This is a genomic window from Haloferula helveola (assembly GCF_037076345.1).
Classification (GTDB): Bacteria; Verrucomicrobiota; Verrucomicrobiia; order Verrucomicrobiales; family Akkermansiaceae; genus Haloferula; species Haloferula helveola.
This window is the reverse complement of record NZ_AP024702.1, coordinates 1,631,237-1,643,818: the sequence shown is the minus strand read 5'-3', so window position 1 is coordinate 1,643,818 and position 12,582 is coordinate 1,631,237. Positions and strand designations below refer to the sequence as shown.

The window sequence follows — 12,582 nt, the reverse complement described above, 5'->3', positions numbered from 1 at the left end:
CAGGCTTTCAGCCAGCTTGGTGTCAACGCCTCAGTGCTTCGAGGCTTCGAAGATGATCGGGATGATCAGGATCGCGAGGATGTTGACGACCTTGATCATCGGATTCACCGCCGGACCTGCGGTGTCCTTGTAGGGGTCGCCGACGGTATCGCCAGTCACGCTTGCGGCGTGGGCCAGCGATCCCTTTCCGCCGTGGTTGCCATCCTCGATGTATTTCTTCGCGTTGTCCCAGGCGCCTCCCGCCGAGGTCATCGAAATGCCGACGAAGAGGCCGGTCACGATGGTGCCGACAAGCACACCTCCGAGAGCCTCGGGGCCGAGGAAAGCCATCGCGACGACGAAGATCACCGGGAGCAGGGCGGGCAGCACCATTTGCTTCAGTGCGGCCTTGGTCACGATGTCCACGCACTGGCCGTAGTCGGGCGTTTCGGTGCCCTTGAGGATGCCGGGAAACTTGTCGATCTGGCGCCGGACCTCGTTGACCACCGCGCCGGCCGCATTGCCGACCGCATCCATCGCGTAGGCGGTGAATGAGAAGGGCAGCAGGCCACCGACGAAGAGGCCGATCATGACCTTGTGGTTCATCAGGTCGAAGACGTAGATGCCGCCGAGGTGGGCCTTGAGCTCCTCGACGTAGGAGCCGAACAGGACCATCGCGGCGAGGCCTGCGGAGGCGATCGCGTAGCCCTTGGTCACGGCCTTCATGGTGTTGCCGACCGCGTCGAGACCGTCGGTGATCTCACGCACCTTGGGATCGAGGCCGCTCATCACCGCGATGCCACCGGCATTGTCGGTGATCGGGCCGAAGGCATCGAGCGAGATGATGATGCCCGAAAGGCTCAGCATGCTGACCACCGCGATCGCGATGCCGTAGAGGTCGGCTTGCGAGTAGCAGATCCAGATCGAGGCGACGATGCACAGCACCGGCACGAGCGTCGCGTGGTGGCCGGTGCTGATGCCGGCGATGATGTTGGTCGCGTGACCCGTCTCACTCGCTTTCGCGATCTTGCGGACCGGCTTGTGGAAGGTGGATGTGAAGTAGTTCGTGATCCATACCGAGGCGTAGGTCATCACGATGCCGACCAGCAGGCAGAGGAACAGCTGGTTGCTGCCGACCGTCTTGCCGTTGATGATCATCGCTTCGGGGAACATCGCCCGGGTGACCGGGAACAGCAGGAGCGCGGTGACCACGCCGCTGATGATCACGCCGCCGACCAGCGAGCGGGTGGCGTCGAGTTTGGTGAAATTGACGAACCCGATTCCGAGCAGGGCACCGATGATCGCGATGCCGCAGATGACGAACGGGTAGGTGAGCGCCTGCTCGTAGCCGGCGGCAGTCAGGAAGCCGACCAGAACACCGCCGATCAGGCTGACCGCGTAGGTCTCGAACACGTCGGCCGCCATGCCGGCGCAGTCACCGACATTGTCGCCGACGTTGTCGGCGATGGTCGCGGGATTGCGCGGGTCGTCCTCATCGAGCTGCTGCTCGATCTTGCCGACCAGGTCGGCGCCGACGTCGGCCGCCTTGGTGTAGATTCCGCCGCCGAGCCGGGCGAACACGCTGATCAGGGAGCTGCCGAGTGCGAGGCCGACCAGCGAGTCGATCGCGACCTTTGGATTCTCGGACGTTTTCAACACGATGAGGTAGAAACCACCGACCGAGATCAGCCCGAGTCCGACCACCAGCAGGCCGGTCACCGCTCCGCCGTTGAAAGCGACCTGGAGGGCGGTGTGGGCGCTCTTCGACGCGGCTTGGGCCGTGCGGACGTTGGCGCGGACCGCGATGGTCATCCCGATGTAACCTGCCGCCAGCGAGCAAACCGCCCCGACCACGAAACCGAGTGCCGTGGCGGTGTCGCGCAGCAGCCAGATCCCGGCGAACACCAGCACGGATATCAGGGCGACCGCGACCACCTGCCGGTGGAGGTAGGCGGAAGCACCGTCCTGGACCGCCTTGGCGATCTCGACCATCTTGGAATTGCCATTGTCGGCACTGAGCACCGAGCGGATCAGGACCGCCGCGGCAGCGAGGCTGAGGGCACCGAAGAGGATGGAGACGACCACTCCGTGGTCGGTCAGGAGTTGTTGCATGGGTTCTGGGTTGTGTCGGGGTGTTGAGCGCGAAACCTTGGCGGATCCCGTCGGGGTGACAAGCTGAATCGGCCCTATGAAAAAGGCCGCGAATCCGAAGGATCGCGGCCTCTGAGAATTCGTCCGGAAGGACCCGGCGTCAGCCGTTCGCGCCGTCCTCGATCTGCGGCTTTTCGAGCACCTCCACCTTCACGTGGACGATGCCGCGGCTGTAGAAACCGAGGCGCTTGGCAACGCCTTCGGTGACGTCGATGATGCGGCCGTGGATGTAGGGGCCGCGGTCGTTGATCTTCACGATCTCGGACTTGCCGTTGTCGAGGTTGATCACGCGGACCTTGGTGCCCATCGGCAGGGTCTTGTGGGCGGCAGTGGCGGCGCTGTTCGAGAGGCGTTCGCCGCTGGCGGTCGCGGTGCCGCCGTTGCAACGGATACCGTACCAAGAGGCCTTGCCTTGCTGGATGGCCTTCACTTTCCACTCGGTGCGACCGGTGGTGTTCTTCTTCGAGACGTTCGCCTGGGTGGCGCACGAGGTCGTAAGCAGGGCTCCCACGAGGGCGAGCATGGCGGGGATGGTGTTCCGGGTCATGTCTGGTCGTCTGAGGTTGCCGTTCCAGAGGGAACGTTGGCGGCGCCATAGTGCGTTGGATATCAATGGGCAAGCAAAACTAGATCTTTCCCGAATTGTCCGAAAACAAGCATTTTCAAAGCCCTTCAGCGGCTTATTTCAGAAAACTTAAGTTTTGGGGTGGCCAGATTGGCCCTTCTTTTGCTATCCGGCTCCCTAATATGGCGACGTGGATTTCCTCGGCCCGGGACCGCTTCACTCCGGCGGACTTCACCTTCCTCTCCCAACATCTCGCCCCCGGAGACACAAGGAGCCACATGTGGACGCTCTGGGAAGACCCCGAGGCCCTCCGCGAAATGCTCGACCTCAAGGACGTGCTCCGTGGTCTGATCGATTCGACCGGGCCGCTGTGCGTTTCGCCGTCGTTCTATTTCTACGTGCTCGTCCGCCACGCGTTCCTCGAAGTCGGCATCGAGGACCCGGGCATGGCGGACTTCGTCGCGGGTGTCCTGACCGAGAGGGTGGGGACCGATCCATCGGATGTGCTGAAAGGCGTGCCGAACGGCATGACCCACGCCGCGGATTTCGTTTCGATCATTGAGAATGCCCATGGTCGCCTGCGCTTCCATCTCCAACTCGCCGCGGGCAACCAGTTCCTCGTCTTGACGGGCCTGTTCCCGGGCTTCATTGCCCACCGCTGCCAGCGTTCGGGTGCGCCGGGTATCGAGTTCTACGAATCGTTCGCGCGACGCGTCTACCGGGACGTTGCCGACAATCTAAACGCACCGCGCGAGACGCCTCGCCGGATGTTCGGTGAACTTTCCGAGTGTCTTCCCGAGGCGCGCCGGTCGCTGAACCGGGTGGCGGAGGAATATGTCTTCCTCGGCGACTGAGCGCGGGCCACGCTTTCGGCATGGAAGTCCGCGCCCTTGCCGAGCAGCCGCCGTTCACGACCAAGGACGGATCGACGATCCGCAGCATTCTCGATCTGTCGAACGCGCCGGTCGATAAGCAGAGCTTGGCCGAGGCGACGATCCCCGCGGGTGGTGAGACCGAGCGTCACTGGCACAAGGACAGCGAGGAGTTCTATTTCATCCTCAGCGGCACCGGCAGCATGGAGATCGACGGCGAAACCCGTGAGGTCGGCGAGGGAGACGGCATCCTCATTCCCGCTGGCGCCTGGCATCAGATCAAGGCGGCGAGCGATCTGCGTTTCCTCTGCTGCTGCGCTCCGCCGTACCGGCACGAGGACACTTACTTCGAGTGACTCCTAGCGTCCGGACGCGCCTGCCGCTTCGGTCAAGGACTGGCGGATGAGCCCGGGGACGTTGGTGGTGATGGATTCGACGCCGAGACTCTCCATCCGTCGTGCTTCGTCCGGATCATCCACGGTCCAGACGTGCCACTGGTAGCCCTTCGCTTTCACGGCTTCGATGAAGGACTCGGCGATACGTGAGTTCGAACTGAGGCCGTCGGCCCCGATGGCTGCCAACTTCTGAAGTACCTCATCAACGCCGGGTTTGACCGCCCCCTCCTTGTCGGTCTTGAACGCACACAGCCAGAAGGCTTCGTATTCGGGCGATTGGCTTTTCACCTGTCGGATCACCTCCTCTTTGAATGAGATGATGACGATCTGTTCGTGCCTGAGGGATGAGGCTTCGAGCTGCTTCAGCAGGAACGGCACGATCTCGGGGCCGCACTTGATTTCGATGAAGATCTGCTTCCCGTCGGGAACCGTCGCGACGACCTCGGACAGGGTGGGGACTCTGGTTCCCTTGAACTTCTCTCCGTGAAATGAGCCGACATCCAGTTCCTTCAGCTCCGCCAGAGTCGAGCGGCTGACCACGAGGTTCCTGGACGAGACCTTCTTGGTGTCGGCATCGTGGATGCACACGATCCGCTTGTCCTTGGTGAGGTGAAAGTCTCCCTCGATCGCGTCGGCTCCGAGCTTCCACGCCAGCCGGAAGGCAGGAAGCGTGTTTTCCGGAGCGGCCTTTGAGGCCCCACGATGCGCCACGATCAGCGGCTCGGCCGCGTGACTTAGAAGCGGGAGGCAGGCGACGATCGCCAGTGTGAGTGAGATTCTCATGAGTGAAGGTTCGCTGGCGACGTCACGAGCCGGCGGTCGCTGGCGTTCTAGGGTTCACTCTGAAATACCCTCCAAGCAGCTTCGATTCTTGCGACATCGTCATCATCCGCAGCCACTCACTCGTCCAGCCCGAGGAACTGGGCAGCGGCCTTGGTGGTGGCGTCGTCGGGGAGCCCGAAGCTGCTGTTGATGGTCATGTGGTTCTTGCCGTAGATCCCCTCGACCACGACCTTGCCGCCCTTCTTGCGCAAGGCGCGGGCGAGGATCTCGGATTGCTCGGTCGAATCGCGGCGGTTCTTCACATGCAGGATGAGGAAGGGCGGCGGCTTGGCCGTCACCTTTGAAGCCGGCGACGCGTCGCGCTGGACCTTGGTATCGGTGGTGAACGCCTTGGCATACATCCCGTCGTCCTTGGCAAAGGGCGTGCCGCTGCGCATCTGGCGAGGGACGTCGTAGCAAGCACCGTCGATGAGGATGACTCCGCGGATGGCGGCCGGGTCGCCTCCGGCTTTCTTCAGGCGTGTCTGGTCGACCGCCGCCAGAGCCGCGAGGTGGGCACCTGCCGAGTGACCGATCAGGTAGATCTGCTGCGGGTCTCCGCCGTGTTTCGCGATGTTCTTTTCCACCCACGCGATCGCCTTGCAAACATCCTCGATGTGGCCGGGGTGGGTGACTTCCGGGGAGAGCCGGTAGTTCACGGAGACGACGACGAATCCATGCCGTTTGAACCAGCCGGTCTTCGGCCGCAGGAAACCGCTGTTCGACTTGTCGCCGAAGGCCCAGCCGCCGCCGTGGATGGCCACGACCACGGGCCGCGGGCTCTCCGATTTCCGCAACGGGGCGTGAATGTCGAGCTTCTGCAACTCGTGGCCGTTCTCGACGTAGGGCACGTCCTCGATGGTCGCGGCGCATGAAACCAGCGCCGCGGCGAACAGGAGGAGAATCGGTTTCATGATCAGGCCAACCCCACGACGTCGGGGATGGTTGCGGACGGATCGGATCACGCGGCCCTCCTTTCCTTCCATTTCGCCCAAGCAAAGTAGGGGATGACGAGGGCGGCGACGATCCCGACCTGCCAAAGCAGCGCGGCTTGGAACGCGCCCGCGTCATCTCCGCGGTCGCGCATTCCGGCGAGCAGCAGCGAGAAGGCGAGCGACCACAGTCCGTAGCCGAGGTTGAACGCGAGCCCTTTCACGCTGAGCAGCGTGGCGCGTTGGGAGGAATCCGCAACCCCGTGGAGGAAGCGGCTGACCGTGAAGCCGATGAAGCCGAGCAGCGACATCAGCAGGATGGCCGGCAGCAGTCCGAACCACGGCCATGCCGGAACCAGCGCCGCGAGGGCGACGATCGCCACGCCGCCGGCGATCGCCAGGGCGGAAAGCGGCGGGAAGCGGTGGTTCACGCGTTTCGCGATGCCCGGAACGAACCAGTTGCCGACCGCGATCGCCGAGCCGACGAAGCCGAAGGTCCACTCGGGGATGCCGATCAACCGGTAGTACTCGCTGTTGATGGTGGCGAAGTTGCGGATGACCGAGTCGACCAGCAGGCCGCCGACGATCACCATCGCGATCTTCGGCGTGGTGAAGGCGTGCTTGGCGGTTCGCAACGTCAGGTGCAGCGCGGAGCTGCAGCTCTCGCCGACCTTGTCGTCACCGTGCCCTTGCTCCTCCAATCGCAGCGTAATGACGAGGCACAGGATCGCCTGGCAAAAGACGAGCGCGACCGGCAATCGGTGGGCGGCGGACTCCGAGAACGAAAAGCCGGGGAACAGATTCAGGAGCCACGACGGGTCATACATCAGTCCGCCGATACTCATCGCGATCAGGAAGCCCACCGCCTGCCAGCGCATGGTGGTCGCCATCACCTCGTCCCACGCGCTTTCCCGACCTTCCTCGGGGATCGAGTCGTAGGCGATCGCCTCGTCGGCTCCGCTCGCTGCCGCCTCCGAAGCGCCGGAAAGGAAGCGGTTGAGCCCGCACAAGGCGAGCAGCAGCCAGCCGCCGTCCTTCGGAGCGAAAAGCAGGATGCCCATTTCCACGACCATGATCGCGGACGAGATGACCAGCAGCCGCTTGCGACCGAGCGTGTCGGCGAGGGCGCCGGATGGAACCTCGAGCAGGAAAATCGCCGCCGCCCAGATGAAGTTCAGCATCACGAACTGGTCGAGCGTGAGACCGAGGTCGGTGAAGAAGATCGCGAGGATCGGGTAGTAGGCCCGCGCGTTGTAGAGCACCCGGAAAAGCACGAACAGCCGCGCGTTGCGGTGGGCGAAGGGGCCGCTGCGGCGGATCAGCGAGGTCACGTGACAGAGGTAATTGCCGATCGCCGAATGACGAATGATAAATCTCCTCCATCTTGCGGAGTATTGGCGGAACCATGACCAAGCTCCCTTTGCTCGCCATTGCAGGACTCCTCATCGCCGGCCTTTGCCCGGCTGCGGAGGAAGGTTTCGTTTCGATTTTCGATGGCAAGACCTTCGACGGCTGGAAGATCTCCGGAAAACAGGAGGCCTTCAAAGTCGAGGACGGGGCGATCGTTGCCAACGGGACACCGTCCCACTGCTTCTACATGGGCAAGGAGGGCGACGCGAAGTTCAAGGACTTCGAACTGCGGCTCGAGGTGATGACCAAGCCGAACTCGAACGGCGGCGTGTATTTCCACACCCAGTGGCAGGAGCAGGGCTGGCCGGGCAAGGGCTACGAGGTGCAGGTGAACAACACCCAGAAGGACTGGCGGAAGTCGGGCGGGCTCTACGCCGTGGTCGATAACAAGGAGCCGTTCGAGGACGACACCTGGATGCAGTACGTGGTCCGCGTCGAGGACGGTGTCATCAACGTCACGATCAACGGCAAGCAGCTGGTCAAGGACTTCAAGCCCGAGGGCAAGCAGGACAAGCTGGCCAAGGACGGCGGAACTTTCGCGCTGCAGGCCCACGACCCGGGCAGCACGGTGCTCTACAAGAACATCCGGGTGAAAGCGCTGGACTGAGGTCCCGCTGTCGTGCTGGCCGCTTGGCCCGGCACCGCTTCTGCTCTGGGATGGATTCATGTCCGAGTGGATCCACCGTGTCCTTGCCGAGCGCTTCCCGACGATTGAGTCGGCGGTTTCCGAGATCGCGGCGCTGAAGGCGCAGCTGGTCCTGCCGAAAGGGGTGATCCACGTGATCTCGGACATTCATGGCGAGGCGAAGAAGCTTCGCCATGTGATCAACAACGCGTCGGGCCGGCTGCGCCCGCTGGTGGAGGAGCTGTTTTCCGAAAAGCTGAGCGACGACGAGTTTCGCGAGTTCCTCAACGTCCTCTACTACCCCGCCGAGATCCTCCAACTGAAGGAGGACGAGCTGAAGGACGACGCGGCCCGCAACGCATGGGTCATGAAGACCCTGACGCGGCAGTTCGAACTGATCCGCGTGATGATCCGCGAGCGGCGCCGCAAGACGGTGAAGCTGCTGGCACCGAAAGAGCACCGCGAGCTGTTCGAGGTCCTGCTGAACTATCCCGCGGGGGGGCATGCGTCCGTCTTTCTCGAGGTGCAGCTTGAGGAAATGGTCCGCCGCCGCCTCGCCTTTTCCGCGATCCGCAGTGCGTCGAGATTCATCCGCAATCTGACGGTGGAGGAAACGATCGTCGCCGGCGACCTTGGCGATCGGGGACCGCGGCTCGACCGGGTGGTCGACTACCTGCAGCGTCAGCCGAATGTCTCGCTCATCTGGGGCAACCACGATGTGGCCTGGATGGGCGCCTGCCTTGGCAATGAGTCGCTGATCGCGCTGGTGCTGCGGATCTCGCTCCGCTACCGGCGCCTCTACCAACTGGAGGAAGGCTACGGGCTGCTAACCAAGGCGCTCGAGCTGCTCGCGGAGACGGCCTATGCCGACGATCCGGCCGAGCATTTCATGTCGAAGCGCGAGGGCGAGCGCGACCCGTTGCTGATCGCCCGCATGCACAAGGCGGCGGCGATTCTCGAGTTCAAGCTCGAGGGCCAGATGATCGAGCGGCATCCGGAGTGGCAGATGGACGACCGCAATCTGCTGCGGAAGATCGATTTCGAACAAAGTACGGTGGATCTCGGAGGTGAGATTCATCCGCTGCGCGATTCATTCCTGCCGACCATCGATCCAGCCGACCCGAACCGGCTGTCGGAAGAGGAACAGCAATGCATCGACCGGCTGAAGGAGTCGTTCACCACCTCGCCGAGGCTGTGGCAGCACACCAAGTGGATGGCCGAGCGGGGTTGCATGGCGATGGTCCGGGACCGTGCCGTGATCTTCCATGCCTGTCTCGCGGTGGATGAGGACGGCGGGTATCTGCCGTTGGAGATCGATGGCGAGGAGTGCCGCGGACCCGAGCAGTTCGAGGCCTTGAACCGGCTGATCAAGAGGGCCTTCCGGGCCGGCGCGCAGGCGACCGAGGAGGACCTCGACTGGTTCTACTATCTCTGGGCAGGTCCGAAATCGCCGCTGTTCGGCAAGGACCGGATGGCGACCTTCGAGACCTACTTTGTCGCCGACAAATCGACGCACAAGGAGACGAAGAATCCGTGGTTCCGCTGGATTCACGACTTCGGATTCTGCAACCGGATCTGCAAGCAGATGGGAGTCGAGGAGGGTGGGATCATCGTCAACGGCCACGTTCCCGTAAGGGTCGAGAAGGGTGAGAGCCCGCTCAAGGGAGGGGGCAACGCCGTGACGATCGACGGAGCGTTCTCCGAAGCGTATGGCGACCGCGGCTACACCCTGATCCTCGGCCCGGAGGGCGAGGTGCTGGCCGAACACCATGCCTTTCCCGACCCGGTGGCGGCGGTCCGGGAGGGAGGAGACCTCATCCCAAAGATGACGCTCCTGCGCGGCTACGAAAGGCCACGTCAGGTCGGCGATACCGAGCAGGGTGACGGAATCCGCGCCCGGATCCGCGCGCTTGAAGAACTGGTCGAGGCCTACGAAAACGGCGACCTCCAGGAAGGCGGGAGTTGATGGCGGGTCGTCAGCGTTCCGGCTGGAACGAGATGCCCGGCGCGTAGACTTCGACCGGCTCCTTGCGGCCGGGCACCGGAACCGACCCGATGGAGGTCCACGCGAAGTCGTCGCGCACCTGCTCGAAGGTCGCTTGGGAAACGAGCACGTCATGCCCGACTTCCTTGGTCAGTTCCTCGATGCGGCTGGCGAGGTTGACCGTGTCGCCGATGGCGGTGAACTCGCGGCGGTGGGGCGCGCCGATGTCGCCGAGGACGGCCTGCCCGCTATGGATGCCGATCCCGATCCGGAGCTGGTCCTCGCCGTGCCACGAACGCTCGGTGTTGATCGCCGCAATCTCGCGCTTCATCGCCATGGCGCATTTGACCGCGCGCAGCGCGTGGTCGTTCTGTTGGACGGGCGCGTTGAAGTAGATCATTAGGCCATCACCGAGGTACTTGTCGAGGGTCCCGCCGTGTTCGAATACCGCTTGCACCATGCGGGCATGGTAGAGATTGAGGAAGTGGATGATGTCCCGGCTTTCGAGTGCTTCCGACAGCCGGGTGAAGCCGCGGATGTCGGTAAAGACAACGGTCAGCTCGCACTCGCTTCCTTCGCACAGCATGTCGTCTTCCTGTTTTTCCAACAGCTCGGCGACGCCGGGTGAGAAGTAGCGCTGGAGCCGTGCCCTCCTCGCGTTCGCGCGCGTGATGCGGGTCAGGAGTTCGACACGGTTGCGTCCGGCGAACAGGCAGATCCATCCGACGAGCGCGAACACGACGAGGGCCGCCATTTGTCCCGCCATCGAGACGCCGCCGGCGAAGCCGACGAACATCTGCCCGGCGGCCGCGACCCCGATGGCGATTCCGAGTTGCCGCAGGTCGAGAGTGAACGCTGAAAGCAGGGAGCAGCAGACGAGAACGGAGAGCGTGAACTGGGCGATCGCCTCCTTGTTGGTTGAGTCCTCGATCTGAATGTATTGGAGGGCGACGATGATCGGGATGTCGACCAGTGGCACCGCCCATCGGCTGACTTGGCGAAACCCGCGGTAGAGCCGTGAGCCCAGGTAGAGGATCATCGCCATCAACGCGTAGGCAGAGGTACCCATCAGCATCGTGGTCCATCCGGTTTTCCATTGGAGGTCCCTGGAGTCGAGGAGGTAGGCGGCGATGGCGGAAATCACCGCGAATCCCGCGACGCCGAACACCCGGAGCCGGTTCATCCGGTGGATGTTGTCCCGCTGGACGCTCCGCAGAGCCTCTTTCAGCTGTTCCTCGATGGTCATTCCCGGGGGGATGGGTTTCGCGTTCTAACGACCCCGTTCTCGCGAGGCCAGACCTAAACTCCTAAGGAAAACTTGAGTAGAGGCCGGCGGGTTCGGCCCATCGGGACATTTCGTGTAACGGTTATTTCCGTCATCCCGAGCGAACCGGGCGCGATACAGCGTAGTGGTTGTCGCGACTCCTGACGGCATGAAATTCCTTCTCCTCGGTATTCTAACAATAGCGCTTTCCGGGCAACTTGCTGCAGTCGAACCGTTCCGGATCAAGGTGGTGGAAAAAGGGACCGGCTGGCCGGTGCCGATGGTGGAACTGCGAACGACCCATCACGCGCGGTTCATTTCCGACAATGCGGGTGTCATCGCCTTCGATCTCCCGGAGATGATGGGCGAGGAGTGTTGGTTTTCGATCGAAGGGCACGGCTACGGCGTTGCGGCCGATGGCTTCGGTTTCCGTGGCGTCCGCCTGACGCCGACGTCCGGGGGAGAGGCGATGGTCGAGGTCGAAAGGTCCCTTCCGGGGAAACGGTTGGGCCGTTTGACAGGGGCGGGGCTGTTCGGCGAGAGCCAACGCTTCGGGTTGGAACCTGACTGGAAGGAGTCTGGCATCGTCGGCTGTGACACGGTGCAGATCGCGCCTCACCGTGGGAAGTTGTTCTGGGCGTGGGGCGACACAAGTGTCGCGCGCTACCCGTTGGGATTGTTCCAGACGACCAGTGCGACCACCGGGTTGCGTCCGGTTTCCTCTTTCGAACCGCCGCTTCGCGTTCGCTACGATTACTTCCGGGATCCGGAAGGTCGCGTTCGCAATGTCGCCGAGATGCCCGGATCCGGGCCGACGTGGATCAGCGGCTATGTCAGTCTGCCGGATGAAGGAGGTGAGCCACGCCTCGTGGCGACCTATGTGAAGATCCGGGGCAAGCTCGAGGCCTACGAGGCGGGGCTGTGTGTTTGGAACGAGTCCGAAGAGCGATTCGACCGGCAGCGGGTGCTGTGGAGCAAGTCGGAGGATCAACCCGGGCTTCCGCTCGTTCCCGATGGTCATCCGGCGTTCTGGACGGATCCCTCGGGAAAGCGCTGGCTGATGTTCGGTGATCCGTTTCCGCGGATCCGGATGGAGCCGACCTTCGAGGCATGGAGCGATCCCGGGCAATGGACTCCGATGGATCCGCAGAAGACCGTGCCCTCGCGATCGGGTGGCGACGAGGTGGTTCCGCATCGGGGTTCGATCGCATGGAACGGGTTTCGCAAGAAGTGGGTCGCGGTCTTCACCCAGCATCATGGAAAGCCGTCGCCACTGGGCGAGATCTGGTATGCCGAGAGCGAACAGCCGACCGGGCCATGGGGGTCGGCGGTCAAGGTGGTGACGCATTCGAACTACACCTTCTACAATCCGAGGCTGCATCCGGAGCTCACGGATCCGGACTCGCCGGTCCTCCTGTTCGAAGGAACCTTCACGCGCGAGTTTTCCGGCAGCAAGGACGCGTGGCCACGCTACGACTACAACCAGATCCTGTACCGCCTCGATCTGGACGATCCGAAGCTGGTGGGGGAGTGATCCGAAATCTGACCGTCGATTTGCCCGGTCGCCGGTTTGAGGCTAAACA

Annotated in this window: 11 protein-coding genes; 5 read left to right on the top strand and 6 right to left on the bottom strand. The window is 63.1% G+C overall.

Annotation, left to right across the window (positions count from 1 at the left end; genetic code table 11):
- Nucleotides 1–30 precede the first annotated feature (30 nt).
- Together HAHE_RS05915 and HAHE_RS05910 are read right to left on the bottom strand one after the other, a co-directional pair.
- On the bottom strand, nt 31–2,091 hold the full coding sequence (locus HAHE_RS05915; protein WP_338689376.1) for a sodium-translocating pyrophosphatase: 2,061 nt from the start codon (nt 2,089–2,091) through the stop codon (nt 31–33).
- A 139-nt stretch (nt 2,092–2,230) separates the two neighbouring features.
- Nucleotides 2,231–2,677 (bottom strand): septal ring lytic transglycosylase RlpA family protein, encoded by a 447-nt coding sequence (locus tag HAHE_RS05910; RefSeq protein WP_338689374.1) that lies wholly within the window; start codon nt 2,675–2,677, stop codon nt 2,231–2,233.
- A gap of 200 nt (nt 2,678–2,877) precedes the next feature.
- Here HAHE_RS05910 and HAHE_RS05905 point away from each other — a divergent pair, with 200 nt between their 5' ends.
- Nucleotides 2,878–3,549 carry a hypothetical protein gene (locus tag HAHE_RS05905; protein ID WP_338689372.1) on the top strand — a complete coding sequence of 224 codons (672 nt, stop codon included), beginning with the start codon at nt 2,878–2,880 and terminating at the stop codon, nt 3,547–3,549.
- A 20-nt stretch (nt 3,550–3,569) separates the two neighbouring features.
- The gene (locus tag HAHE_RS05900) at nt 3,570–3,923 is read left to right on the top strand and encodes a cupin domain-containing protein (protein ID WP_338689371.1); all 354 of its coding nucleotides are present in this window, start codon (nt 3,570–3,572) and stop codon (nt 3,921–3,923) included.
- Nucleotides 3,924–3,926: 3 nt separating this feature from the next.
- On the opposite strand, the gene HAHE_RS05895 is transcribed toward HAHE_RS05900, so the two are convergent.
- The 3 genes from HAHE_RS05895 to HAHE_RS05885 all read right to left on the bottom strand — a co-directional run bounded on the left by HAHE_RS05895 (nt 3,927) and on the right by HAHE_RS05885 (nt 7,047).
- Entirely contained in the window at nt 3,927–4,745 is an 819-nt protein-coding gene (locus tag HAHE_RS05895) for a glycerophosphodiester phosphodiesterase (RefSeq protein WP_338689370.1), read from the bottom strand.
- Between the two features lie 116 nt (nt 4,746–4,861).
- A complete protein-coding gene (locus tag HAHE_RS05890) occupies nt 4,862–5,698 on the bottom strand; it encodes an alpha/beta hydrolase (RefSeq protein WP_338689368.1) in 837 nt (278 codons plus the stop codon).
- 47 nt (nt 5,699–5,745) lie between these two features.
- Nucleotides 5,746–7,047 carry an MFS transporter gene (locus HAHE_RS05885; protein ID WP_338689366.1) on the bottom strand — a complete coding sequence of 434 codons (1,302 nt, stop codon included), beginning with the start codon at nt 7,045–7,047 and terminating at the stop codon, nt 5,746–5,748.
- A gap of 74 nt (nt 7,048–7,121) precedes the next feature.
- Here HAHE_RS05885 and HAHE_RS05880 point away from each other — a divergent pair, with 74 nt between their 5' ends.
- Both HAHE_RS05880 and HAHE_RS05875 read left to right on the top strand, forming a co-directional pair.
- Nucleotides 7,122–7,733 carry a DUF1080 domain-containing protein gene (locus tag HAHE_RS05880; RefSeq protein WP_338689365.1) on the top strand — a complete coding sequence of 204 codons (612 nt, stop codon included), beginning with the start codon at nt 7,122–7,124 and terminating at the stop codon, nt 7,731–7,733.
- Nucleotides 7,734–7,791: 58 nt separating this feature from the next.
- Complete coding sequence (locus tag HAHE_RS05875; RefSeq protein ID WP_338689364.1) at nt 7,792–9,717, top strand: fructose-bisphosphatase class III; 1,926 nt, start codon at nt 7,792–7,794, stop codon at nt 9,715–9,717.
- A gap of 10 nt (nt 9,718–9,727) precedes the next feature.
- On the opposite strand, the gene HAHE_RS05870 is transcribed toward HAHE_RS05875, so the two are convergent.
- On the bottom strand, nt 9,728–10,981 hold the full coding sequence (locus HAHE_RS05870) for an adenylate/guanylate cyclase domain-containing protein (protein WP_338689363.1): 1,254 nt from the start codon (nt 10,979–10,981) through the stop codon (nt 9,728–9,730).
- 187 nt (nt 10,982–11,168) lie between these two features.
- Between HAHE_RS05870 and HAHE_RS05865 the strand changes: the two genes are divergently transcribed.
- Entirely contained in the window at nt 11,169–12,533 is a 1,365-nt protein-coding gene (locus tag HAHE_RS05865) for a hypothetical protein (RefSeq protein ID WP_338689361.1), read from the top strand.
- Nucleotides 12,534–12,582: the final 49 nt, after the last annotated feature.